Source organism: Rhodococcus sp. IEGM 1351 (assembly GCF_030056875.1).
Lineage (GTDB): Bacteria > Actinomycetota > Actinomycetes > Mycobacteriales > Mycobacteriaceae > Rhodococcus_F > Rhodococcus_F opacus.
This window is the reverse complement of record NZ_JASHKU010000016.1, coordinates 1-23,777: the sequence shown is the minus strand read 5'-3', so window position 1 is coordinate 23,777 and position 23,777 is coordinate 1. Positions and strand designations below refer to the sequence as shown.

Annotated in this window: 22 protein-coding genes and 2 pseudogenes; 14 read left to right on the top strand and 10 right to left on the bottom strand. The window is 67.2% G+C overall.

Annotated features, from left to right (window positions below):
• Positions 1-28: 28 nt before the first annotated feature.
• From QM806_RS25680 to QM806_RS25655, 6 genes are read right to left on the bottom strand one after another with little or no spacing between them, the layout of a single operon-like run.
• Entirely contained in the window at positions 29-1,576 is a 1,548-nt protein-coding gene (locus QM806_RS25680) for a peptidoglycan DD-metalloendopeptidase family protein (RefSeq protein WP_283293212.1), read from the bottom strand.
• On the bottom strand, positions 1,573-2,397 hold the full coding sequence (locus QM806_RS25675) for a hypothetical protein (protein WP_283293211.1): 825 nt from the start codon (positions 2,395-2,397) through the stop codon (positions 1,573-1,575). The genes QM806_RS25680 and QM806_RS25675 overlap by 4 nt, the downstream gene beginning before the upstream one ends.
• Entirely contained in the window at positions 2,397-4,511 is a 2,115-nt protein-coding gene (locus tag QM806_RS25670) for a hypothetical protein (RefSeq protein WP_283293210.1), read from the bottom strand. Before QM806_RS25670 ends, QM806_RS25675 begins: the two co-directional genes overlap by 1 nt.
• A complete protein-coding gene (locus QM806_RS25665) occupies positions 4,508-7,546 on the bottom strand; it encodes an ATP-binding protein (RefSeq protein WP_283293209.1) in 3,039 nt (1,012 codons plus the stop codon). The genes QM806_RS25670 and QM806_RS25665 overlap by 4 nt, the downstream gene beginning before the upstream one ends.
• Positions 7,543-7,941: a hypothetical protein gene (locus QM806_RS25660; RefSeq protein ID WP_095866423.1), complete on the bottom strand. Its 399-nt coding sequence runs from the start codon at positions 7,939-7,941 to the stop codon at positions 7,543-7,545. The genes QM806_RS25665 and QM806_RS25660 overlap by 4 nt, the downstream gene beginning before the upstream one ends.
• Before the next feature lie 36 nt (positions 7,942-7,977).
• Positions 7,978-8,310, bottom strand: coding sequence for a hypothetical protein (locus QM806_RS25655; RefSeq protein WP_054248314.1), 333 nt, complete (start codon positions 8,308-8,310; stop codon positions 7,978-7,980).
• Between the two features lie 1,198 nt (positions 8,311-9,508).
• Here QM806_RS25655 and QM806_RS25650 point away from each other — a divergent pair.
• From QM806_RS25650 to QM806_RS25615, 8 genes and pseudogenes are all read left to right on the top strand, one after another.
• Complete coding sequence (locus tag QM806_RS25650; protein ID WP_283293208.1) at positions 9,509-11,587, top strand: FtsK/SpoIIIE domain-containing protein; 2,079 nt, start codon at positions 9,509-9,511, stop codon at positions 11,585-11,587.
• Positions 11,588-11,620: 33 nt separating this feature from the next.
• Positions 11,621-11,821: a hypothetical protein gene (locus QM806_RS25645; RefSeq protein ID WP_283293207.1), complete on the top strand. Its 201-nt coding sequence runs from the start codon at positions 11,621-11,623 to the stop codon at positions 11,819-11,821.
• Between the two features lie 51 nt (positions 11,822-11,872).
• On the top strand, positions 11,873-12,214 hold the full coding sequence (locus tag QM806_RS25640) for a hypothetical protein (protein WP_061698048.1): 342 nt from the start codon (positions 11,873-11,875) through the stop codon (positions 12,212-12,214).
• A gap of 5 nt (positions 12,215-12,219) precedes the next feature.
• The gene (locus QM806_RS25635; RefSeq protein ID WP_283293206.1) at positions 12,220-13,542 is read left to right on the top strand and encodes a nucleotide-binding protein; all 1,323 of its coding nucleotides are present in this window, start codon (positions 12,220-12,222) and stop codon (positions 13,540-13,542) included.
• A gap of 81 nt (positions 13,543-13,623) precedes the next feature.
• The gene (locus QM806_RS25630) at positions 13,624-14,982 is read left to right on the top strand and encodes a hypothetical protein (protein WP_283293205.1); all 1,359 of its coding nucleotides are present in this window, start codon (positions 13,624-13,626) and stop codon (positions 14,980-14,982) included.
• A 20-nt stretch (positions 14,983-15,002) separates the two neighbouring features.
• Entirely contained in the window at positions 15,003-15,728 is a 726-nt protein-coding gene (locus tag QM806_RS25625) for a DUF8176 domain-containing protein (RefSeq protein ID WP_349307609.1), read from the top strand.
• Between the two features lie 70 nt (positions 15,729-15,798).
• Positions 15,799-16,323 (top strand): hypothetical protein, encoded by a 525-nt coding sequence (locus QM806_RS25620; RefSeq protein ID WP_283293203.1) that lies wholly within the window; start codon positions 15,799-15,801, stop codon positions 16,321-16,323.
• Between the two features lie 21 nt (positions 16,324-16,344).
• A pseudogene (locus tag QM806_RS25615) lies at positions 16,345-17,871 on the top strand (RecQ family ATP-dependent DNA helicase); the annotation flags it as partial.
• Between the two features lie 316 nt (positions 17,872-18,187).
• Here QM806_RS25615 and QM806_RS25610 read toward each other — a convergent pair.
• Complete coding sequence (locus tag QM806_RS25610) at positions 18,188-18,853, bottom strand: hypothetical protein (RefSeq protein ID WP_283293202.1); 666 nt, start codon at positions 18,851-18,853, stop codon at positions 18,188-18,190.
• A gap of 431 nt (positions 18,854-19,284) precedes the next feature.
• Between QM806_RS25610 and QM806_RS25605 the strand changes: the two genes are divergently transcribed.
• The 3 genes from QM806_RS25605 (at position 19,285) to QM806_RS25595 (ending at position 20,442) form a co-directional block, all read left to right on the top strand.
• Complete coding sequence (locus tag QM806_RS25605; RefSeq protein ID WP_283293201.1) at positions 19,285-19,590, top strand: hypothetical protein; 306 nt, start codon at positions 19,285-19,287, stop codon at positions 19,588-19,590.
• 106 nt (positions 19,591-19,696) lie between these two features.
• A complete protein-coding gene (locus tag QM806_RS25600) occupies positions 19,697-19,909 on the top strand; it encodes a hypothetical protein (protein ID WP_283293200.1) in 213 nt (70 codons plus the stop codon).
• Positions 19,910-20,004: 95 nt separating this feature from the next.
• Entirely contained in the window at positions 20,005-20,442 is a 438-nt protein-coding gene (locus tag QM806_RS25595; RefSeq protein ID WP_283293199.1) for a helix-turn-helix domain-containing protein, read from the top strand.
• 18 nt (positions 20,443-20,460) lie between these two features.
• On the opposite strand, the gene QM806_RS25590 is transcribed toward QM806_RS25595, so the two are convergent.
• Positions 20,461-20,850, bottom strand: a complete 390-nt coding sequence (locus QM806_RS25590) for a hypothetical protein (RefSeq protein ID WP_283293198.1) — start codon at positions 20,848-20,850, stop codon at positions 20,461-20,463.
• Positions 20,850-21,212: a hypothetical protein gene (locus tag QM806_RS25585; RefSeq protein ID WP_283293197.1), complete on the bottom strand. Its 363-nt coding sequence runs from the start codon at positions 21,210-21,212 to the stop codon at positions 20,850-20,852. Before QM806_RS25585 ends, QM806_RS25590 begins: the two co-directional genes overlap by 1 nt.
• 116 nt (positions 21,213-21,328) lie before the next feature.
• Here QM806_RS25585 and QM806_RS25580 point away from each other — a divergent pair, with 116 nt between their 5' ends.
• From QM806_RS25580 to QM806_RS25570, 3 genes and pseudogenes are all read left to right on the top strand, one after another.
• Positions 21,329-21,586, top strand: a complete 258-nt coding sequence (locus tag QM806_RS25580) for a hypothetical protein (RefSeq protein WP_283293196.1) — start codon at positions 21,329-21,331, stop codon at positions 21,584-21,586.
• A 58-nt stretch (positions 21,587-21,644) separates the two neighbouring features.
• Positions 21,645-21,776, top strand: a pseudogene (locus tag QM806_RS25575) (RNA-binding protein); the annotation flags it as partial.
• 73 nt (positions 21,777-21,849) lie between these two features.
• Complete coding sequence (locus QM806_RS25570) at positions 21,850-22,305, top strand: DUF6308 family protein (protein WP_283293345.1); 456 nt, start codon at positions 21,850-21,852, stop codon at positions 22,303-22,305.
• A 128-nt stretch (positions 22,306-22,433) separates the two neighbouring features.
• Here QM806_RS25570 and QM806_RS25565 read toward each other — a convergent pair whose 3' ends face one another.
• Positions 22,434-23,021, bottom strand: coding sequence for a Clp protease N-terminal domain-containing protein (locus tag QM806_RS25565; protein ID WP_283293195.1), 588 nt, complete (start codon positions 23,019-23,021; stop codon positions 22,434-22,436).
• Between the last annotated feature and the right edge of the window lie 756 nt (positions 23,022-23,777).

The following is a 23,777-nucleotide window of genomic DNA, read 5'->3' as shown; positions in this document are numbered from 1 at the left end:
CCTGCGGCAGTTGCGGGCAGTCCACTCATCACATCACCCTCCGTGCCTTCATCCCGCTCATCAATGGCGCTTCCTTCACGACGTCACCCGTGGTCGGGGCGTGGAGCATGCGCCCACCTCCCAGCGCGACGCCGACGTGACCCGGTCCGGAAGCGGCCCAGGATCCGAAGACGAGGTCGCCCGGTTGGGCCTGCTCGATCGGGATCTCGATGCCGACGGTCCACTGCTGCTCCGAGGTACGTGGCAGTGTGACCTTGCCGCCGCTGCCGGTGAAGATCGCGTAGCTGGTCAGTCCGGAGCAGTCGAAGCCACCACCGGACGGTCCGCCGGTGCTACCGCCACCCCAGACATAGGGGGTGCCGAGGTACTGCCGCGCGGCCGCAACGACCTGGCCGCCGTCCTTCGACCCGTTCGGGACCAGGCGGCCGGTGGAACTCAGGGACGTGTACTTGGCCTGACCGAGGACGATCTTCGCGACGTAGTTCTGAGTCTCGGCATACGGGGGAATGCCGCGGTGCGACTGCACCGCACCGAAACCGGCGTTGTACGCGGCCAGCGACAGCTCGACCGGATGTCCCGTCACGGTGCCGGCCGCGAGCGCGGCGTTGACCTGGTCGTTGAGGGCGCACATGAAATGCCCCTGAGCCATGACGGCGTCGCCGATCGAATTGGGGTCGACCTTGCCGTCGCCGTCGTAGTCCTTGCCCCAGGTCGACCAGGTTCCGGGCATGAACTGCGCGGGCCCGAGTGCACCCGACGGGGAGACCGGGGCGTTGGCGCCGTGCCGAAACTGATTCTCGGCGTAGAGCTGCGAGGACAGGATCGGGGGCCGAATGCCGGGGCAGATGCTGCCGGCCTTGCGGATCCACGGGTCGAATTCTGGCGGCACCGATCCGGCGGCCAGCTCACCGCCACCGACGGTGCCGAAGCCCGCGCAGTCGATCGGCGATGTCGCGGCCGCGAGCTCAATGTTGTCGAAGCCCGCGGCGGTATCGGTGGTCGTTGCGGCGCCCCCGAGCTTGGTCATCGGGTCGACGGCGGTGCCGCCTTGGAAGCGGCCGCCTTCCCAGTACTCGAAATGCAGGTGGGCGCCGGTGGACTCACCGTCGTTGCCGATATTGGCGATGTGGTCACCGGCCTTGACCTGTTGGCCTTCGCGGGCGATTAGCCCGTCGGTGAACATGTGTCCGTAGACGGTGGAGACCGGTGTGTCGCCGACGAGGGAGTCGATGACGATCCAGTGTCCGAATCCGGTGGCGGTGCCGGAGCGGACCACGAGGCCGTCGAGGGCTGCGTAGATCGGGGTACCAATTGCGCCGGCGAAGTCGACGCCCTTGTGCTCGGTACCCCATCGTGGCCCGAAACCGGAGGTGAACGTGGTGGTCCCGGCCTTCGTGGGCGCAGTGATCGGCCCGGACGCCCGCATCTGGCCACCAGTGCTCGGGTCGGTGTCGGCGGAGGTGGTCTTGCACCGATCGTGAGGAATGAGGGGCTGGGGTGCGCACGCCGTTGTCCCGAGGACTGTGGTGGCCGCGGCCGCGAGGAGCAGCGCGGTCCCGCGCCGGCGCAGGGTCACAGGGCCCCCGGGATCGGCGTGTCGAGTTCGGGGATCGGGATAGGTCCGGGCACCGGCACCGGTGTCGGCGCGGAGTCGGACGAAGCCGGCGGTGACGGCTCGGAGTCGGACGAAGCTGTGGGCTCCGTCGCCGAGGTTGTCGTCGACGGTGCGGTGGTTGTGCGCGAGGCGGGCGCGGGGTCGCTCACCAGGGACGGGGAGGTGCCGAGCTTGCCGACCTCGTCGCGGTCGAGGGTGGGAAAGGGGTTCTGGACCTGCCATTTCGTCCCGTTCGGGGACTCGGCCACCTGCACGGTCACGCGCAGGTCGCCGGCCTGGGTGGGGATGGTGACCTCGGCCCGCCGATTGCCGCCGGTGCCGGTGACGATCTCGCTGGTCGTGGGTCCGGTGATCGCCACCGGTACCTGTGGACGTGCGGCGACGATCGTGTCACCGGGGGTGTCGGTGGTGTATCGGCCGAGCTTGGTCTTCCACTCGGTATTCGACTGGGAGATGTCGACGTAGCTGTGCGCGTAGGCCATCGCCGTGGACGGCGCACTCTTCGCGACCGCGGCCGCGGTCTTGCCCGCGATGGCCGACTCGGTTACCTCGACGAGGTCGTAGGTGATCTCGTTCGCCGCCGGCGCCGCGGTGGTGGTCGTCGAGTCGGTCGTTGCCGCTGTGGTCGGCGTACGTGTGGGCGCAGGGGGTTCCCCGAACACGGTGCCGGCGAGGAACAGGACTCCGAGGACGGCGGCCACGCTGATCGTGAGGTTGGTGCGCGAGTACAGCACCCACCGACGGATCGGGGCGAGGACCGGGTTGCCTGCGGGGCGGGCCATCAGCTGTACCTCTCGCTCGGGTGCGTCCGCACTTCGGGAGACAGGGACGGCTCGTACAGGCGGGCATTCGACCGAGGCGGAGTCGAATTGCCGGAGGCCGCCGACATGGCGGGCACCTTCTCGGGTGAGACGTCCTTGCGGGTCGGGGTGAAGACTTTCGTCGGGGCGATGGCAGAACCCGCTCCGCCGTCCCAGGTCTCACTGACTCGCGGCGCGTCACCGTGGCTCGCTCCGCCCCCCGAACGGCTGGCGCCACCGCCACCGCCACCGCCACCGGCGCCGAGCGCACTCAGGACTGCGCTGCGGCCGCGGCCGCCGCGGGTGTGGCTGTGGCTGTTGTCCGGCTCGTGGTCGTCGCCCTTGCTGCCCGCCCCGGTGCGGATCTGGCTCTGGGAATCCTTGCGTGAGTCCGCCAGCCGCTGCAGGAGATCCATCTTCTTGCGGGCCGCGATGCGCGACTGATCGGCCTCGTGCCGGCGCCGTTGGTTGAGCTCGCGCCCCTCCGGACGGCCCGGGGCTGCCGAGTTGCCGCCCGCTTCGTTCTCGTCGGTGCCGCCGTCCTTGGTCTTCTTCCGCAGCGCCCCGACACCCTCCTCGACCATCGCCCCGGCCGGGCCGCCGACAACCGCGCTGGCCCCCTTGAAGAACTTCTGCTTCATCGAGGACTGCGCATGACGGGCTTTGCGGTTGAGAGCGCCGGCGCGGTTCTGGGTGAAGGTCTGCGAAACCCGCTTGAACGGCCGCATGATGAACCAGCACACCAACGTCAAGATCACCATGAACCACAGCCGCCACGACCCGTCGATCTGCCCGTCGTCGGTGACATACAACTTCACCAGGGCAAGCAAATAGAGCGCGACGATGACCGCACCGGCCACACCCCACACGTAGGCGCTGACGATCATCCGGCACACCCGCATCAACGTTCCCGCGTGCGCGGCGGCGAGCGGTACCCAGATCGGGGCGAACAGGATGGCCAGGCGAATCGCGAGCAGCGCAATCAGCTTCAGCACCGATGCACCGATCCACAGGATCGACGGCATACCGACCTTGACCATCGCCATGAACCCGATGGCAAGGCGGCCGGAGTCCTTGCCCTGGAACGTGTAGTAGGACAATCCGTAGTCGTCACTGAGCGGCTGGACGATGTCCTCGCGAAAAGCCTTCTCCTTTTTGGCCTTCAGGTCGTTCTCGACACTGGAGTCCGGTGCATTCTCGATCTGCTGTTGTTCCTCGTAGGAGAACGCGAGCGCATCGCGCAGCTTGGGACCGAGCTGGTTCTCCTCATCGTCATAGTTCGGGCCGAACCAGCCCTTACGCCAGTCGTCGAGAAAGATGTCGTCGAGCAGCACGTCGCGGGGTCCTTTGCCGCCGCTGCCGGAGACCGACAGCATCTCGTTCTGTGTATCGGTGATCAGCGCCCCGAAGGTGTCATCGGCGAACCGGATTGCCTGCTGGGGTGCGCCGACCAGCAGCGCGCCGAGGGCGAGGGCTGCCCCGCCAACGGCCAGGGATTTCGTGACGCCGGCCGCGTTCGATTTGAGTGCGTGCCAAAGCATGATCACGCCGGCCACGGTCAGCCCGATACCGAGCCAGAGGCCGTAAATGCCGAGCATGCCGTTCGAGATCGAGGAGACGACCTCGTCGAACTGCTCCATTGCGGGCGCGATCCCGGCGTCTTCGGCGGCCTGACCGGTCTTGGTTTGATCGTCGAGCCAGAATGCGGCCGCGGCCAGGGACTTCCCGACCCCAAGGAAGATGTTGCCCCAATTGGTGTCGGTGACCGCTCCCGGGGCGCGCACCAGATCCGCGCCGCAACCGAGATCGTAGGTGTACCACTGCAGACCCGCCCACCCGTAGGTCGTGTATCCGGTGCCCCCGTTGTCGGGGCGGTCCGTGCTGGTCGCGTCGAAAACAGCGGGGAACGCACCCTTGGGGTACTCCGGGGCAGGCACCTCGTCGCACGCGAAACCGCTGGCCGCCGCGACGGGGGAGTTCGGGCCGACCAGCAATGGGGCCAGCACCAGCGCCAAGACGGCCAGAAGCCGCCCCAGCCGCCCCGCCAGCCGCCGATTCGAGGTCATCTCGTGCTTGGGGGACCACTGTGCGTTCATGCGGCACCTCCGAGGGCGTTCTTCGCGGTACTCGAGTTCAACGCGGCGAAGACGTGGGACAAGTGCACGTAGTGGACCCAGCTCGACCGGACCAGTTCGACGTCGTCGGCCATCCGGACCATCCACCGGCGGGCTTGATCCTGGTAGGAGGTGTCGGTGTCCTCGTCGAGGGTGTCCTCACCGCCGCTGCCGAGTTCGGCGAGGAAAGCCTCGAAGCCCTGCCCGGCAGGGAGTTTGAGGAGCTTGAGGGCCCCGTCGATGGCGTGCGGGTCACCGCCGACGTCGCCGACGAAAACTTCGTAGGTCAGGGCGGTCTTGTCGTCGGTGCCGTCGAGGCCGAGGAAGTCGTCGGGCAGCTGCGAGCACACGAGGGCGCGGACCTTGAACTTGCGGGAGTCGCGGGCGATCCGCAGGTTCAGGGTGCGGCCGGCGCCGGTGGATTCGAGGTACTTGTTTTCGTCGAGGAACAGCACCTTGCGTACGTGCCTCGGCTTTTCGTAGACGAGCCGGTTCGCCAGCCACGCGGCCATGTGCATCAGTGGGGCGGTCATCCGCTGCTGCGGGGTCCACTGCGAGGAGGGAACGCCCTCCGGTGGTAGCTGCAGGCCGGGCATCGTGAGAATGGTGAGCCGGATGTCGGTATCGAAGTCGTCCACGCCGCTGCCGACCGTGCCGGCTTCTGGGAAGAGCACCCGGGCTTCGGCGAGCCGGGACATCAACTCCAGCTGCTGATACACGCCACTGGCGCAGGTGCGCACGGCTTGGTCGGGATCATCCTTACCGATCGCCTTGATGGCATCGAGGACTTCGCCCAGGTTGTGGTCGCGGTCCCCGCCGACGCGGTTGGCGGCCAGGTGCAGTACCGATTCGGTGTGCTCGAGATGCAGGTGCCGTTCGGTGAGCATCATCTTCAGCACCGACACGGCGACCTCGACTCGCTCGGCGGCCGCGGCGCGCATGTCCGCGTCGTATTTCGCCTGTCCCGCGGCGAACGGGTCGGCAACGCGCGCGAAGTCCAGATGGCGGGTGTCGTACTCGGGGTCGTCGCGGCGTGGGTCGATGATGACGCGGTAGGGGTTGAGTGCTCCGGGACGGGAGTCGCGGCCGGTGAGCGCGTAGACCCGGGCGATGTCCCGGAACTCGGGTAGGTTCGCCAGCTCCTTGAGCGGCCCCGAGGGGTCGAGGACGACACCGTAGGCACCCGCGCGGACCGCCTGGTAGACGATCATCCCGGCCAGGAACGTCTTACCCGAACCGGGCACCGCGACGATGGGGGTGAGCCCGGATTTGTGCTTGATCTCGTGCGCGGCGAAGCAATCCCAAATCACGGGGCGCGGCGCGATCGACGAGGTCTCCCCGAGTACCACTCCGCGGCGGTCGCCGATCCGGTCACCGGCGGTGGCCATGCCTGCGGCGACGGCTTCGACGTCCATGTGCCGTGTGTGGGCGATGTTCGCCCGGGGCTCGCCGGGGATGAATTCGCGTAGTAGCTGGAACTGTCCGTGTTCCTGTTCGAGGGCGATGTGCGGCTTGTACATCTCCCGTAGACCGGCCACCTTCTTGCGGGCCTCGTCGGGGGTCGCTCCGACGACGGCGACCCGGTACCAACCGGAGGTGCGGGTGGAGAGCCCGGAGTGGTCCTCTTCGACGTCGGAGATGACGTCCTGGACGCGGGTGTGCTGCTCGGCCAGTTCCTTCGGCGGGACCTCGTCGTGTTCGACGGTGTAGTGGTCGAATTGGTTCTCGATTTTGCCGGTGAGCGAGCGCATGGTGCGGATGGTTTGTGCCTTGTCGTGCAGCTCGATCCGATCCGACCATTCCAGCGGTTCACCGGAGGGGTCGCCGATGACCTGCCAGGGCAGCATCCGCTCCGGGATCGGCAGCGGGGCCATGCGTCCGACGGTCAGGACGATGACCGCACCGGTGTAGCGGCGGCCCTCGACGACGCCGGAGACGGTGGTGTAGCCATCGCCGGGTGTCAGGGACAGGTCGGTGAGGTCTTCGAGGGCGGCGACATCGTCCTCTTCCCAGTCGCCGGCACCGGCGGCACCGCCGCCTGCAGCGAGCGGTAGGCCGATCGTCGCCGACCGGCGCAGCAGGTAGTCGACTGCAGTCGGTGATGCTGGGGCGGCGTTGACTCCGCGGCCGGCCATGATCCGTTCGAGTTCGGCGAGATGATCGGCGAGCGCCTTCTCCTCGCGTGCGAAGGCGTCGTCGGCCCAGCCAGTGATCAGGGACGAGAGGGTGCCCAGGAGCGGCCAGTTCGCGACGTAGCCGAGGGTGTTGGCGAGGTAGTCGAGCCCGATCCCGAGCACCGACCGCTGCGGCAGTTCGATGCCCCAGTAGCGGCCCTTGATCGTCGCGTTCGACCACAGCATCGCGTGCTGCTGCCCGCGCAGGTACTCCGCCCACGACAGGGCGCCCGGGACGTCGTCGATCGGGGCAGCCCACTGGTCGTGGTCCTTGGCCCACTGCTCGACCGGGAACGGGGTGCGCACCAGTCGCCGGTGCAGTCGCTCGACACCAGCCTGCTGCAGGTTGGTCAGCACCATCGCCTCGTCCCGGATGAAGCGCCGCTGCTTGCCGGTGGTGCGGAAGTTCCACGGCCCCTGCTTCTGCACGAACCACGCCGTCGACGTGCGTGAGGTGCGGGTGATGTGACCGGAGGTCCCGGTCAGCTGCAGCCGCACCGCCTTCCGGGCACGATCGGCGCGCTTCTTCGCCGCCGCCTTCTCGCGATCGGCGGGCGTCTTCCCGCGGCGCTTGGAGCGCTTGCGCCGGCGCTCGGGCGTGCGAGTGTCTTCGGCCAGGACGGCGGGGTCCTCTGCCCGGATATCGACCTCCTCGGGCACCTCGGTGACAGGGTGCGGAGGGAACTCCACTTCCGACCACGCCCGCGGGCCCGGTTGTGGGGCCGGCGTCTGCCGTCCCGCCGCCCATGACGGCGGCAGCGCTCCTGGCGGGATCACCGGCACCGGGTCTTCGAGTTGAGGGTCGAACAGCGATGCGATGTCGTTGTCGTCGTAGGTGGTCATCGGTGTGAGTCCTCACCGTCGATGCGGGCCGTGTCAGGTCGGGCGCCAGCGGTCAGCCGGTCGGGGAGGGTGACAGTGACCGTCTCCCCGGTCTTCGGGGGCCGTGGGGCATTGAGATCGTTGAAGGCAGCCTTGAACACCGACCGCAGGGGTCGGTCCGGGGTGACGTACTTGGCGATGTGGTGGGTGACGAAGACGGTCACCAGGGCCATCGTCAGCCACGACTTGTATCCGAGCGGCAGGTGCAGAACGGCGCGGGCGATCAAGAACACCACCGCGAACACCGCTACACCGACGAGTCCGGCGGTGTACCGAATCCGCACCGGCAGGGTGTATCCCGTCGGGCCCAGATAGTGGCGGTCCACCCGATACAGCAGGTCGTCGTTGTTGATCACCTATCGCCCCTTCCTCTGTGGGAACACCTCGCGTGGTCAGGCGCCGGGGTTGAGGCCGATGAGGCCGAGGAACCAGTTGCCGACACCGGCGGCCGCCGTCTCGGAGTTGGCGATGCCGAGAAATGCCAGACCCACCACCGTCAGCCCACCGACCGTGAACACCTTCGACAGGTTTCCCTTCAGGCCACCGATCAGGACGACGCAGGCGATGACGGCCAGGATGGTGAAGACGACGTTGTCGCCGATCCAGTCTCGAAGGTTCCTGGTGTTGACGTCCGCCTCCTGGGCAAGGGTCACGACACCGGGTACGGCCGAGGGGTGAGCTGCCGTGTTTGACAAGTCGACGACGGTGGAAGCGATAGCGAACATGATGCCTCTCCAACAGGTTGCGAACCGATGCCACGAATGTGGTTGCGCGAGACCGTAAGAGAAGTGACCGAAAGTTCTCAACCAGCCTTGTGGATAACTTTGTCCCGGGCATCGACACCAGGGCCCGGGCCAGGTGGAACCGCCCGCCGGAGACCGGTCCGAAACGGACCCCACCCAGGACGTCGGCAAGGTCGGTCGGGCAACAGCCTCCGCCGAGTGGACGAGGACACCCGCACCGGGACGGCAGATTGTCACGGCTAGCCCTCGTCCTCAGAGCCCGTGTGATGGCCCGCGGCGTGCACGGTGAAACACCCCGGTGACGGCGAAGCTCTAGGGGTGCCTTCGCAGGGGTCTTCCGTGGTGCGTCGACACACGCTGCGCAGGCGTCTTGTCCGACTGTCTGTTCGGACTTCGGAAAAGGGGCTGCGCCACAAGCGCTGACGAGGTGGGGGAGACCCGTCCGGCAGCACGGCGTGAGCTAGGCCCGGACGGGGTTCCGAGGCAGGGGATCAGCGAGCGATGCGAAGGCCTGGCTCAGAGGAGTGCAATCAGGCGGTGCACAGGGGGTGCTTCGGACCGCTCCGAAAAAGAGGGGCGAAAACGCCCTCCCCTTCGGGGTCACTCCCCCCGGCCCTTCGGGCCTAGGGGGGAGTGTACCTATGGAAATCCCGCCGCGCCAACCCATTTCAGAGAGTGCAGCTCAGAGGCTGTGCGAGACGGTCGGAAGGGGCACAGGAAGCGGGGTCGATCAGCGGCTCGATGACGACGCCCAGCGACCAGCCCGGCAGCCCCAGAGGACGCCGTTTCGGGCCACCGCGCACCACCCGTGAGAGTGGTTTCCGCACCCTCGTTCGGACGCTTCGCTGACGGTCCGCGCGAGCCGTCTCGGAGGGTCCGCCACGGCCCTCGAAAGGGGGTCGTGGACACCGTCCCCAGAGGCTCTCCGAGACCACCTCCGCATGGTCGCTTCGAGGTCCCGGACACGGGCTCCGGCGTGGATGCCTCAGAGACCCCGACACATCCAGCGCACGCACCGCAACGACCCTCCACAACGGTGCCGCAGCCAGGCCCTCCGAACGGGCACAAAAAAGTTATCCACAGGGCTGGTTGAGCCAAACCGTGCAGTCCTGCCAAGGTGCACATCCACAACGCCCGACCACACAGGCACCGGGCTCGACACGACGAGAGGAGCGAGGCGATGGCGCAGCGAGATCCGCTGAAGGACTTCCTCGTCGAGCTGTTCGGTCCGGGACCGGGCAGTCGCAACGCTCGCGCCGAGCAGGCGGCCGCGGCGAAGCCCGCCGTCGCCCCCTACCGGACCTTCGCCCCCATTCCGGTAGCCGCTGCCGGCCTCGCCTTCTACGCACCCGAATTGGCGGAGACCCCCGTCGTCGAGACGGTCAACGGGATGGGCGAGATCCTCGCCGCACTCCACGAGCACACGCTGCCGCTCGCACTCCTCGGCGCAGCCTGGTCCGCAGTCGACATCGCCCGGTTCCGTGGCCACCGCCAGCGGGTGATGCTCGAGGCTCAGATCCGCCAGACCACCCGGCACCTGCCGGTCAAAGTAAGCGTGCCGTTCCCGCCCGGCATCGGCACGTTGCGGACCGCGAAGATCAAGCTGCCGCGCGGTGCGATCATCCGCCCGAAGGAGATGGACGAATTCACCGCCGCAGTCCGCGGATCGGCTGGGTCGCGCACCGGGAAGTACACCTACACCGTCCGCCACGACGCGCACCGCGACCGGATTCTGATTACCCGCAAGCTGACCGAGGCGGACACCCGCTCGGCGCGTCACAAGGCGCTCGAGCTGGCACTCAAAGATGGCCCGCTCAAGGACCCGGTCGTCACCGTCGACACCCGCGACGAGAACGGTGTCGAGACCGGCTACATGATCACCTTCACTCCCTCGCTCAACAGTGGGGCACGCGGCTTCCAGGCCAAGGTCGAGGAAGCGCTCGCCTCCCTTGCCGGTGACCACGAGTCGGGCCGTACCTGGGCCACCCAGTGGACCCCGTCCGAAGGGTTCTTGGTGATGCGGCTGCGGGCGCCGCTGCCCACCCGTGTCGATCACCCGCTCGAGTTGGTCGACGAGAACCTGCGCCACCTGCCGTACGCGACCGGGGCCGGCGACCTGAGTCTGTTCTGGGATGTCTCGACGAAGTCGAACAAGCCGCACGCGTTGATCGTCGGCCCGACCGGTGGCGGCAAGACCTCGGTGATCCGCACTCTGCTCACCGAGGCGGCTCGCCGCGGTATCCCGTTCCTCGGGGTCGATCCGAAGATGATCGAACTCGACGGTCTCGAGGGCTACCCCGGGTGTGCTGCGATCGTCTACGACTTTGTCCGCGCGGCGATGCTGGTGCGCGCCCTGCACGCGGAGATGATGGCCCGTAACCGGTACGTGCACGTGAAGAAGATCGAACCGTCCCAGCTGCCGTTGATGATCGCGGTTCTCGACGAGTTCTTCATCCTCTCCGGGAAGTGGCAGGCGCTAGCCAAGACGGGTGACGACGAAACCCGTGCACTGCTCAAAGAACTCGATCCGCTCGGCGCGTGGGCGGATCTCGCTGTCCTCGCCCGTTCGGCCGGCATCCGCCTGCTGCTCGGGGTGCAACGCCCGGACGCCTCGCTGTTTGGTGGTGCCTCCGGTAATGCCCGTGACAACTTCGGCACCCGCATGAGCCTCGGTCACCTCTCCCAGGATGGTGCGCTGATGATGTGGGGCGACTCCACGGTTGGCCGCGAGGTCGACACCTCCGTCCCCGGCCGCGGCGTGGTCACCTCACTCGACGGATCCCCGGTGGACGCGCAGATGTGGTGGACGCCGAACGTCGACCCGCACCCGAACAAATGGAACCAGCTCTCGGAGGCAGAAAAGGCGATCGTGCGAGGACTGACCCCAGTCGAGCCGCCGACGTTGCAGTTCTACTCGAAGGAACTGCGCGATTTCGTCGAATCCGAACGAGTTCTGGCACAGCGGGCGCGCGAGCGCGGGGATGTTCTCGAGCCGGTCGTGCTCGGTGACAGCCCTGCTGACGCGATCCCGGCCTCGGCCGTCACCGAGGGGATGGTCATCCTCCTCGACGACGACCAGGGCAACGAGGTTCCGGTGACCGTCGACGCGGTCACCGTCATCCGCGACAAGGACACCGGTGACGTCCTCGAAACGACGCTGTCGATCGGCACCGGCGGACGACTGAAAACCAACGTCCACTACGGCCCCACCGACGTGGTGTTCCTTCCCGAACCCGACCAGATCCTCACGACCGTCTGACACGCCCACAGAGCCTCAACGAAAGGAATCGCAATGACCGACAAGACCGACGCCCAGGACATCTGCACAGTCCTCGGCCTCCCACGCCACGACGAAGCATCCGACACCCACCGGTATGCCCCCGGCGGTGCCTTCACCGCAGCAGTGCCAGGGATTTCCGTGGCCGGCGCAGCGACCCTCGCCGGGGGCACGATCGGCGGCCTTCTCGGGCCGATCACCGCCCCCCGTCTCTGAACCTCACCCACCCGCTATTCATCGCACCACCCACACCAGGAGGACCCAGTCATGAGCCGCCGCATCTCCCAGTCCATCACCCCCACCACCGAGGACGTCACGATCCTGCGGGAGCCGTTCGCGACGAAGGGCGGAAACGACCCTGTGATCACCGAACTGCGCAGGGTTCTCAAGGACGCGGTGCCGACCTGGCTGCCCAAGCTCTCCGACGACCAGGAACTCACCCGCTCCCGGCTCGACGAGTTCAAGGCCGCAGTCACGTTGCGCCGCCAGATCATCGAGTTGCTCCCGGACGGTCAGGCCCGCACCGACGCACTCGCCGCACTCGACAACGCCGACAAGACCGTGGCCGAGATGGACTCCGAGCTGTCCGTCGGCGCATTCGGAGGGTGACCCCCGTGAACGCATTCACTGTCGAGATCCTCTCGGATACCACCGCGCGTATCGCGGGGACCGACGAGGAGATCGTCGCCACCGACGGGAAGCCGATCCAAAACCGCATCTACGAGTACAGCCAGGCGCGTGCGATGGAAGCGGGCGGCCCGGTGGAGGTCGCGGTGCAGCGTTCGGGACGTTCAACCCAGATCACGGTCGCACCCGACGGCACCGCGTCGCGGTCCGCCCCGACCGGCCCCATCGAACCCGTGGTGCCCACTGCGCCAGCCATCCTGGAACCGTATGAAGACGCCGTTCCCGAGCCGGTCAGTGTCACGGTCGAGCCCATCGGCCACTCGGCTCGCCGGGCCCCCGACGAGGGCCGCCCGCGCGGCCCCGCAGCCAGCACGCCCCGCCTGGCGGTGTCGGCGCTGGTGGCGCCCGAGGTCACCCCGGGCGCCGGGGAACCCGCGCGTCTGGGGATGCGCGGCCGGCTCAACGCGGTCCTCGGTCTCAGCCTTTCTCCGAAGGCAAACTCGGCCGAGATGCGGCTGCGCGCATCCGAAGCGACGATCATCAGCCCGATTCCCGACTTCTCGGTCGTGACCGTGGCCAACTGCAAGGGCGGGGTCGGCAAGACTCCGTTTGCGGTGGCCCTGGCCCAGATGCTGGCGACCGTGCGCGGCGGCAGCACGGTCGCGTGCGCGGATCTCGCCGAGATCGGCGGCAGCCTCGCCGATCGGGTCGGTGTTCCTCCCACCGAGGGGCGCGATGTGGTCGGACTGCTGGCCGCCCACACCGATGCCGCGGCCGCGATCCGGCCATCGGCACTGTCGCGATACATGACCCGCCAGCCGTCCGGTGAAGACATCGTCGCCGGCCGCCGAGGCGCGGAGTCGGGACTGAGCTACGACGACGCCGCAAAACTGGCCGACATCCTCGCCCAGCACCGCGACATCCTCGTTGCCGACACCGGCAACAACCCCCTCGCCGGCAGCTGGCAGTGGGCGATCTCGGCCGCCGACGTGCTCGTTATCCCGGCCCCGCTGCGCTTCGACGCCGCCTCGTCCGCCGAACGGTTGCTGCAGCACCTGTCCGCCACGGGCAGCGACGTTCTCAACCGCACGATCGTCGTCATCACCGACGGTCCGGGCGATGCGCCGATCGTCGAACACGACGCCGTCGAGGCGTTCTGCAAATACGCAGTGCCGGTGTTGCGGATGCCCTTCGAGCCGTTGTTCGCCTCCGGTGAACGCATCGTCCCCGCCAGACTCCGTCCCGCCACCACGACGTCGCTGACCGTGATCGCCGCGACCGTCGTCGAACTGATGACCGCCGCGCGCTGATCCGGCCACCCTCGCACCCGCCCCGCCCAGGTCTCTCTCCGCCCCCGAATCTCCCGTCATCCACGAAAGGCAGCAACCGAGATGAGCACTTCCGATAACCGCGCCGCACGCCGACAGATCGGCCGGCACCGTAAGCACAGCGCCCCGATCGGAGCCACCGCGGCGGTCGTGGCCGCCTGCATCGCCGCGGGTCTGTCCCTCGCCCCCTCGGCGAACGCCGCACCCGGTCAGGCCGGAATCACCGACAACGGCGGCCAGGCCGGCGTGACCAACGAGGGCGGCCAGGCCGGCGTCAACACCCCCACCCCCGAGCCCGCCGCGCCCGCACAGGAAGCCGACAACGGCGGTGGCACGACCGAGGATTGGGACACCTACATCCCGATCCCGGTGGAGTACCAGAACGCTCCGACCCGTTCGGTGCCCACCTACAACGAGCCCACCTACTACTACGCCCCGGAGCCGTCGGCAGAGTCCGACCAGCAAGTGGTCCCGGAGGCGTACCGGGCACCGGAACCTGCCCCCGAGCCGGGCAAGCCCGTCGCCCCGATCCAGGCGGCCCCCGACACCTACCGCTTCGGCGCACTCAGCGGCCCGCGGCCCGACTGGCTCCCCCGGGAGGAGGCGGACAAGCTCAACAACACCTCGTCCATCCTCGAAGCCCAAGGCGCAACGTTCTTCAACTCGCTCGGCATCGAGACGACCCGCTCGGACCGGATCGCGGCAGGCGCCACCGCCGGTGTCGCCCTCGGTGCGGCAACCGGTGCGGTCGTCGCCGGTGTGCCCGCCGCAACTCTCGGTGCCGCCGGTGGCGCGGTCATCGGCACGGTCGCAGGAGTATCGATCATGGGACCGGTCGGCGCGATTACCGTGCCCATCGTCGGCGCGGTTCCCGGCGCGGTCGCCGGCGGCGCAGCCGGTGCGGGTATCGGTGCTGCAGGTGGCGCCGCAGCCGTCGGGCTCCCGGCTGCTGTTGCCGGTGCCGCAGTCGGTGGCGCTATCGGTGGTGCCATCGGCGCCGCATACGGCGCAGGCGAGAACATGGGCGAGGCACCCGAACCCGCCCCGGCACCGGCCCCCGAGGCCCCGGCAGTCGAGTCCGCCCCGGCGCCCGCTCCCGAGCCCGCCCCGGTGATCGACCTGGAGCCGGCGGCCGCATTCGTCGAGCAGAACACCCAGGCCGCAGCACAGTTCGCCGACACCGCCACCGCCAGCTCCACCGGCAGCGCAGTCCTCGAGCAGGCCACCGACTGGGCGGAACAGGCCGCACCGGCCGCCACCCTGGCCGTCGACCAGGTCCAGGACGCCGGGGCACAGGCCGCCTCCTGGGTGGCCGAACAGCCCGGCGGCAACCAGCTCCTCGAGGCCGGTGCCGACCTGCGCACCGCCATGCCGAACGAGGTCAACACGCTCCTGTCGACCTTCGAGAACGCCGCAGCCTAACCAGGAAAGAGGTGGTGGCCGTGAACCGGCCTAGCATCACACCGCGCAAGTCGACCCGGCATCCGGCAGTGATCGACACTCTCGGGGCCGCACCCACCACCACGGCGACGCCGGGCCGACGCAGCACGACCGCGTCGCCCGGCGGCCGCGCCGACCTGACCGCACCAGCGCAGCACCCGACCCCACCGAAACGAGCACGCAAGGTGGCCCTTCGGGGCGGCAAGAAAACCGCCGTCGCCGCCGCGGTGGCCATCGCCGCGGCCGGTGCCGTCGGCTGGAGCGTCCTGCAGCCCGACGAGTCCGCAAAAACCACGCCAGCAGCCCCGTCGGCAGCCGCACTCGACGAGCTGGTCACTCCCGCCCCCACACAGACGCCCGAGGCCGCACAAAGCCCCACAGCCGCCAGTGACGTCGGCGACGAGTGCCGCACCGACCGCGGAGACCAGAAGAGCGGGGAAGGGGTGATCGCCGCGTTCGAACACGCCTACTACGTGACCCGATCCGGGCAGGCCGCCCGCGCCCTCGCCGCACCGGACTCGCCGCTCCCGGCACCGGAGAAGATCCAGGCCGGCATCGACACCGTCCCGATCGGAACCAACTACTGCCTGCGCACCATCACCATCTCCGGCGGCCACTACTCGGTGGTCCTCTCCGAGATGCGCCCCGGTCAACCAGCGACCCAGTTCACCCAGACCATCACCACCAAACAGATCGACGGCCGCTGGTTCGTCGACGTCATCACCTAAACACCGTCACACGCATCGAGGCGGCCGGCCACGTGCCGGCCGCCTTCGCGATCCCGGAGAGGACCAACAGATGAGCGTGCACCACATCCGCAGATCCGCAGCCGCCACCGCCGTGGCCGTGGGCGCGTTGGCTGCGCTGACCGCGTGCGGCGGCGACGACGGCCGCGCCGCGGCCAGTGTGTCCGCATCTCAAAGCGGCACCGTCGTCACCGATTCCAGCGACGACCTCGGCAGCATCATCATCGGCTGGGGAGAACAGCACTCCGACAACGAGATCACCACACCCAAACCCGAAGACGTCACCGCCCGATGCTTCGGCAACGGAGACGACCTGGCCGTCGAGATCAGCACCCCCCACGGCTGGATCATCAAGACCTCACACCCGTCGCAGGTGCTGACCGTCGAGAACACCGACCAGGGCCTCTCCGGCGACATCGACACCACGAACAAGTACCTCGACAGCCTGAGATCGGTGGACTGGTCGCAGCCCGACCAACTCGACATCGCCGCCACCGCCGCGGCCCCGCAGGACTGGAACTCCCCCTACGGCACCGGCCGGGTCTACCTGTCCGTGCACATCGACTGCACCCAGTAGCGACCCCCGCCAGAACCCAGAATGACGAGGAAACAAGTGGATGACCAGCAAGAACGACACGTCCCCACCCTGGCTCCGCCGGTAAATCTTCGCGATCACGCGGAAGAGCTGCTGCGCGACATTGCAGGACCACACGCGACATTGCATCAAGACCAATGGACAGCTATCGAAGCGCTCGTCGTGCACCGCAAACGTGCCCTGGTGGTGCAGCGGACAGGGTGGGGAAAGTCTGCGGTGTATTTCGTGGCCGCGAGGCTACTGCGATCGCGAAAGATGGGCCCCACGGTGATCGTGTCACCGTTGCTGGCTTTGATGCGAAACCAAGTCGGAGCAGCGCAGCGTGGGGGAGTGCTCGCGGCCACGATCAATTCCGACAACTTCAGCGAGTGGGAGAGCATCCGCACCGATATAGCCGCCGATCGGGTCGATGTGCTGTTGATCAGCCCCGAGCGCCTGATCAATCCACGCTTCCGTGAGGAGGTGCTGCCAGTCCTCGCCGCGACCGCGGGCCTGGTCGTCATCGATGAGGCGCACTGTGTCTCGGACTGGGGGCACGACTTCCGACCCTCGTACAGGGCCATCGCCGGCCTCCTCGCTCAGCTGCCGGACGGCATTCCAGTCCTAGCGACCACCGCCACGGCCAACGACCGCGTGATTGCCGACGTTGCCGCCCAGCTCGGCGTCGGAGCCAGCGGCAGCAACGACGGCGCGATCGTCCTGCGGGGCGGTTTGGACCGGCCCTCGCTGCACCTGTCCGTAACTCACCTCGACGATCACGTCGACCGCGGCATCTGGCTGGCAGATCGGCTCGGTGACCTGCCGGGCTCGGGCATCATCTACGCCCTGACTATCGCCGCGGCCGGAGAACTGGAGACCGCACTCTCGGAGCGCGGACACAGTGTTTGCGTCTACACCGGGAGAACCGACGCCGACAAGCGCGTAGCGCTCGAAGCGGATCTTCTGGCCAACAGAGTGAAAGCACTTGTCGCGACATCCGCATTGGGCATGGGCTTCGACAAGCCCGACCTCGGGTTTGTCATCCATGTGGGCGCACCAGCGTCTCCGATCTCGTACTACCAGCAGATCGGCCGCGCCGGCCGCGCCACGGACCGAGCGGAAGTGATCCTGCTTCCGGGCCGAGAGGACCAGGAAATCTGGGACTACTTCGGATCCCTCGCATTCCCCCGAGAAGAGGTTGTCCGGCGACTACTCGACACACTCGACAAGAAGAAGCCCCACACGATCAAGGCGCTAGCGGAGAAAACCGAACTTCATCGACGGAGGACGGAGATGGTCCTGCGCGTCCTCGAGGTAGACGGCGTAGTGCGGCGAGTACGCGGCGGGTGGATCGACACTGGAGCACGGTGGACGTACGACCGGGAACGCTACGAGGGACTCGAGGAGGCTCGGAACGCCGAGCAGCAGGCGATGATCGACTACCAGCACACCGATAGCTGCCGCATGGCTTTCCTTCGTCGACAACTCGACGACCCAGACCTCGACGACAGCACAGAATGCGGACGGTGTGACACCTGCGCGGGGAGAAGAGCGAGTAATCAGCAAATCCCGCCTGTAGCGGAACTCCAGGACCTTTGATGACTGGGCGGCTCACTCACTAGCGGCGCGCACGGACCGAAACTCCCAGATCGCGATCCGGCCGACCTGTTCTCGGAATCATCGTCATCTACCTCCTGGAGGCTGTATCGCCAGGTAGAGACGGATCGGAACAAACACGCCGTGAAAACCTATAGCCCATATGGGCGGATATGCACCATATGGGCTTTCGGACGCGCCTGCGGGCGACTACGCCACACCCGACGAAATCACGGCGGCGGTCGAACCGAAGCTCGACAAGCACCAGGCACTAGACGAGCAAGTGTTCCTGCTGTGCCAGGGACTCAAGAACCTCGTAGGTAATTTGCCTAACGGACGGGTAGACGGGGTTACTGTCCAACGGCCGGTCGCCTTGGGCGTCAGTGACGGTCCAGCCGAGTGAGTTGCTCTTCGCCAGATTGAAGTAGGCGGACCGCACTTTGGGGTCGACATGCGCACCGCCTTCCTGGTTGGACAGCGCCAAGACGAGAGAACTCCGTGTGTAGTAGTCATGGGCTGCATCTCTCACGACGCGCTCTAACCACCACGTCTTGAACGCGATGCGGCTGTAACGTGGCACGTTTTGGCCATTGACCCGGATCGGGTTGGGTGGGCGATCGTCGAGTCCCGCCACGTATTCGAGCTCCGCTCCCTCCGCGCCTTTCGTCATTCGCATGTGAGTGAGGGTCGCTTGCGGCAACAGATTCTCGGGCTCGACTTCTCCGGCCGAGTCGACCCACGTCAGTACGTTGTGAAGCATCAATTGGTTCATCAGCGCGTGCGATGACCTTGTGTTGTGAAACAGAACGCGGAGAGTAACCGCCATCCGTTTAGCCTCGATCAAGCGGCCTTCGTCGTAGTCTTCGGCCGAGCTGCGCAAGAATTGCCTCTGCTCATCGAGGGCTTCGAGGAGTTCATCGCGTGATCGTGCTGGCATCGCAAGATGATTGCATATCGCGAGCCCTGTTCGGCGTGAAGCGGCGCATAACAGGAGCATTGCCCGCATTACCTGCATTACTGCGCGTGGCTACATGCCTGGCATGCCCAATATGCAGTTGAGCTGCCCCGGCGGCGGCGGCGGCGCTGCGCTGCATGACATGGGCCCCGGTGTGGCCGGAGCGAACTAGTATCGAGCGCCTTGAACATTACAGCGCTGCGATGTAATGTAACGACACGCCAACCAGGGGGGGTGCAATGTCCGAACCGCGGTCGTCGAGGAGTTTGTGGCTGCGAAGGTCGCTGGTCGACCTGTCCGCCGGCCGCTCGATGTCCGCGGACGAGATCGACTACGTAGTCCTCGGTGTCGGCGGCCCCTGCCGTTGTGGGCGGAACCCTTTCCCTTCGGTCGATCAATCATCAGGAGAGCCCATGATCAGCGCAATGACCAACCGTCACGGCGACGAGATCCGCACCGGCCAGCTCTGGACCGACGATCCTCGTCGCACCGTCGTCCGCACCCTGCGGATCGACAACCTCGACGACGCCGGCTCTCTCGGCGCAGTCGCGGTCTGCACCGTCGTCCAGGCGCATGACACCGACACCGGTCAGGTCACCACGCCTGGCCGCGTCGTCACCATCAACATCGACCGCCTCCACACCACCGCCGCCGGAAACGGCTACCGGCGCGCCCCGGCCAACACCGCCCCGCAGGGTTCGGCCCCGTCCGCGAACTGAGCACCCTCCCTGGGGATATGAATTCGCAGGTCAGTGGCCCGACTACATCTCGAGTTGTCAATTGACAACTCGGGATGTAGTCTTTAGTTGTCAAACGGAAACTGAGGTGACAGGATTGGACAAGGACACCAAAGCGGTCCTCAAGGCCCTGAAGGAAGCGGGATTCGAGATTCGTAAGTCGAAGAACGGCCACCCGATGGTCTACAAGGACGGGAAGCTCATCACGACCTTCTCGGGCTCGGCGAGCGACCCGCGATCGTTCCGGAACACGCTCTCGTACTTGAAGCGAGCGGGATTCCAGTGGCCTCCACGGCGCTGATCTGACAAGGGCCGGGGGTGCTGATATCACCCCCGGCCCGAGTTGCATTGTCCCAAACCTGACACCACTGACAAACACAGAAAGGATCCAGACCAATGACAGAGTCATACAACGTCGTCGCCGAGCTGGACGCGACGTTCGGCGAGGAAAACGCCGAGGCCCTGCTCGGCCCGATCGCCGAGTACAGCGGCGCGGCCGCGCGCTCGGAACTCGGCCACGCCGAGGTTGTTTTCACCATTCCCGCCGAATCGGTGCGGCAGGCCACCTCGACGGCCCTGGCGGTCCTGGAGACCTACCCCTGGCCGTTGCGGTCGCTGCGAGTGCTCGCCACCGCCGATTTCGACCGCCTCACCGACGCCATGGACCTCCCGCCGCTGGTGTCGGTGCAGGAGGCCGCCGACGGCCTCGGAATGACCCGCCAGGGAGTACTGAAGGCCATCAAGGGCAAGGTGCTGCCGGCCACCCGGGTGGGCGGTACCTGGGTGCTCCAGCGGTCCGTGGTCGACAACGCACGCGCCCGCCGCGGCGCATAGCCACCGACAGCTGCCGTCTCAGGTAGCGAGTTCGGCTCGTGCAGCTGTGAGGTTCGCTGCGCATTCTTCGTCGTGAGGATCGAACAGCAGATCCCATCGCGTGAGCTCGCCGTTTTGATTCGTGGTTGTCGGGATCGTGTGCTCGTGACGTTCGGCGGGGGTGGGTTTCCGCCACCCGACCTTGTTGTACGTGGTGGCGATGCGTTCATCTGTCGTGAACGTGATGACGACTTGGCCGGCCTCGGCGGCAATGGTCAGTAGCTCGAGCCGTAGCCGGCGCGCGACCGGCGGCCGCTGGGGTGTGATTGCGGGCCATCGGAAGTGGTTGTGGAAGGTTACCGCGCCGCCCCGGCGGACGTAGACGGTGAGCGCCGCCCCGACCGTGCTGGTGCCGTTCGTCAGCCACATCACCCGAAACCGGTGCCGCCACCGGGTGAGGGGGTAGGCGCGGGATCGAGTCGCCAGTGCCAGACCGTAGACGGCGTACCCCCGACGAGCATGAGTGCGATCGCCACGAGCAGGACCATCAGGACGTCATCGAGCGCGACGGTGGCGAGTGCCGCCGCGATTACGGCGAGGAGCGTCGTCAGTGCCAGGGCCTCCCACCAGCGGGCCTGGTGCGGGCGCCTGAAGTGGCCGAGCTGCAGACGCGCCGCGGCACGAACTCGGGGGCCGGGCGGCGGGTTCGCAGTCCTCCAGCGGTCCATGCGGTCGAAGAAGCGAGTGGTGGTGCACTCGCCGTCAGGCCATCCTTTGTGCGCATCGATCACCGCGCATTCCTATCACTGAACTGGGCAGATGACACGTCCCTGTGACGTCCGATGGGTCACGCCCGCAACGCGATACTGTCCACGCAACGTCCAGCTCTGACAATGGGGGAGATGCCATGACCGATGCAGCAACCACGCCGCCGCTGGGGAAGATTCTGACCGCCGACGAGATCGCCCGGTTCGTGGCGCGGGTTGCGTATCCCACCAGCCCGGTGGTGCTGGTGGACGAGGAACTCGCCCGGACCGTCCCGGCGCGGGCCTACGGTGATTGGCGGGGTGCGCTCGGCCTGCCGGACCTGGCGGTGAAGGCGCGCACGCTTCTGCCGGACCGCCGGCGGCCGACACCGCCCCCTGATTCCGGGCCCGGCGCGTAGCGACCACCTCGGCTCGGTTCCCGGGTCGCCGGCACCTGGGGGTGAGAGGGTGCGGGGTATGACATTCCGGCTGCCCACCACCCTCGTGACCGACTCGGATGCTGCGGCGATCGCGGCGCTGACGAAGTACTACGGCCGCCCGTACCTGGGCGACGACGCCTACGTCGGCGCGCACTTCGACTCCTGGTCGAGCACCGGCGACCGGGTGGGGGAGGCGGACCGGTTCACCGCGGACGACCTGGTCGCGGCGGGTGTTCCTGACGGTGCAGATTCCACCGAAGGCGGCGCGGGCGATCCTGCACACCGAGGCGGAGGCGCTGAACGCCCTTCTGACGGCGATAGGCCCGGATCGGGACCTGGTCGACGAACCGGACCCGCTCGCCCCGGGGTGGCCCGCCTGGGACCTGGAGACCGCCCTCTGGGCGCTGCCGGGCATCGCCCAGACGAAGGCGACGAAGCTGATCGCCCGCAAACGTCCCCGGCTGTACCCGATCTGGGATTCGGTGGTCAGTGAGGTCCTGGGCACCGAGCGAGCACATCTGAACCCGGTCCGGGAGGCCCTCCGTGCCGACGACGGAGCGTTGCACCACCGGTTGCTGTCGATCCGGGAGGAGGCCGGCCTCCCCGACGAGATCTCCGCTCTGCGCGTCTTCGATGTCATCGCGTGGATGGACGGCAAGAACCGCCGCCTGGGCGAGCCCTCTGACCTGGAAAGATGACACGTCCCGGTGTCCTCGCGTGAGTGGGGTTTATGGTTGGACGACGGGCTGCAGGATCCGCATCGAAAAATCATCTGAACTGGTCTTATGACACGTCCCGGATGATCCGTTATCTGCGACTGAGCCTGCTATTCGGGTTGTTCGAGGGCGTCGGTGATGCGGTCGTGGATCCATGTTTCGAGGTTCTGGCCGGCGGTGCGGGCGGCAGCGTGGGCGCGGGTGTATTCGTCGTCGCTGAGCCGGATGGGGATGCGGTGGGCGGGGCCTGGGGTGGGCTGCTGGGACAGTTCGCGTCTGAGGTGCTCACGCATTTCTCCGATGCTGAGGGTTACAAGGTCGGTGAGGATTTGAGCGCCGGTGGAGGCGGGGTCGTCGAGCAGAGCCAGGAGCAGATGGTCGGTGCCGATCTCCTCGTGCCCGAGCAGGGCAGTCTGGCGCAGGCTGCCCTCGAGGACTTTCTTCGTCTTCGGGGTGAACGGGATGTGCCCAACCGCCGGAGCGGAGCCCGCCGGTGCGCTGACACCGCCGAGCTTGCTCTCGAGGGCTGGTGCGGTGACACCCCACGAGGTCAGCGCCGCCGCTCCGGGGCCGCCAGCGTCGAAGATCCCGACGAGCAGGTGTTCGGTGCCGACGGAGTTCTGGTGGTGGGTGCGGGCGGCGCCGGCGGCGAGGACGACCACTTGTCGGGCTTGATCGGAGAATCTCTCGAACACCATGACGTACTTCCTCCCCAGGCGTCGCCGCGAGCGACGCGATTCACTGCTGAATTCCCTGCTGCCCATTCTGGGCGGTGTGCAGGGGGTTATGGGTGGGATCGACGCGACCTCGGCACCCGCGGCCGTAATTGTGCTGTGACCTGGTGTGATGACATGTCCCCGGTTTGTGATGTGGGGCGCCGGTGACGTGTTCGGGGGAGTGCCGGCGCCGGGGTGTCGGCGGGCGCTCGGGTGTTTGTTTTGTCCGGTTTGGAGCCGGTTTTGAAAGATGTTGATTGACAACATGTTTCGGTAATCAATTGGCGAGTAGGGTTTTACGTGTGTTGTGCACAAACTTCAGATTGTAAGGTTCGTAATCTGTTGCGGATCAATAGATTTGGGCGTTTCGGGATTTTCGACTGTTTTGGGTTGTATGGGGGTGTGGTGGTACGCTGTGGGTATGACATGGAGCGGCGCGGGAAGGCGAGTGGGCGGCGGGTCGGGCGCATCCGCCCGCTTCCCCAGCTTTGTTGGGGTGTGGGGGACCGGATTGAACTGGGCGATTAAAAGCGCAGGTGAGAACCTAATTTCGGAAACTCAGAGGAGCGAAGCGACTCGATCGACGGCAACGGGAATGGACCCACTGCGAGCCGCGGAGCGGCTCCCTGGCGGGGAGCGAAGCGACTCGCTCCGCCTCACGGCGCGGAGCGCCGGGGGCAGCGCCGCGGCCGGCGAGAGCTTCCGCGGACGCAGTCTCGTCGGCGCCAGCCCCGAGGT

Excerpts from the sequence above, each read along its gene's own strand:
- QM806_RS25665 (WP_283293209.1), bottom strand. The coding sequence starts at position 7,546 with ATGACCACCTACGACGACAACGACATCGCATCGCTGTTCGACCCTCAA.
- QM806_RS25565 (WP_283293195.1), bottom strand. The coding sequence starts at position 23,021 with ATGGTGTTCGAGAGATTCTCCGATCAAGCCCGACAAGTGGTCGTCCTC.
- QM806_RS25640 (WP_061698048.1), top strand. The coding sequence starts at position 11,873 with ATGAGCCGCCGCATCTCCCAGTCCATCACCCCCACCACCGAGGACGTC.
- QM806_RS25650 (WP_283293208.1), top strand. The coding sequence starts at position 9,509 with ATGGCGCAGCGAGATCCGCTGAAGGACTTCCTCGTCGAGCTGTTCGGT.
- QM806_RS25590 (WP_283293198.1), bottom strand. The coding sequence starts at position 20,850 with ATGTGGCTGACGAACGGCACCAGCACGGTCGGGGCGGCGCTCACCGTC.
- QM806_RS25620 (WP_283293203.1), top strand. The coding sequence starts at position 15,799 with ATGAGCGTGCACCACATCCGCAGATCCGCAGCCGCCACCGCCGTGGCC.
- QM806_RS25630 (WP_283293205.1), top strand. The coding sequence starts at position 13,624 with ATGAGCACTTCCGATAACCGCGCCGCACGCCGACAGATCGGCCGGCAC.
- QM806_RS25580 (WP_283293196.1), top strand. The coding sequence starts at position 21,329 with ATGACCGATGCAGCAACCACGCCGCCGCTGGGGAAGATTCTGACCGCC.
- QM806_RS25670 (WP_283293210.1), bottom strand. The coding sequence starts at position 4,511 with ATGAACGCACAGTGGTCCCCCAAGCACGAGATGACCTCGAATCGGCGG.
- QM806_RS25675 (WP_283293211.1), bottom strand. The coding sequence starts at position 2,397 with ATGGCCCGCCCCGCAGGCAACCCGGTCCTCGCCCCGATCCGTCGGTGG.
- QM806_RS25610 (WP_283293202.1), bottom strand. The coding sequence starts at position 18,853 with ATGCCAGCACGATCACGCGATGAACTCCTCGAAGCCCTCGATGAGCAG.
- QM806_RS25645 (WP_283293207.1), top strand. The coding sequence starts at position 11,621 with ATGACCGACAAGACCGACGCCCAGGACATCTGCACAGTCCTCGGCCTC.
- QM806_RS25595 (WP_283293199.1), top strand. The coding sequence starts at position 20,005 with ATGACAGAGTCATACAACGTCGTCGCCGAGCTGGACGCGACGTTCGGC.
- QM806_RS25655 (WP_054248314.1), bottom strand. The coding sequence starts at position 8,310 with ATGTTCGCTATCGCTTCCACCGTCGTCGACTTGTCAAACACGGCAGCT.
- QM806_RS25605 (WP_283293201.1), top strand. The coding sequence starts at position 19,285 with ATGATCAGCGCAATGACCAACCGTCACGGCGACGAGATCCGCACCGGC.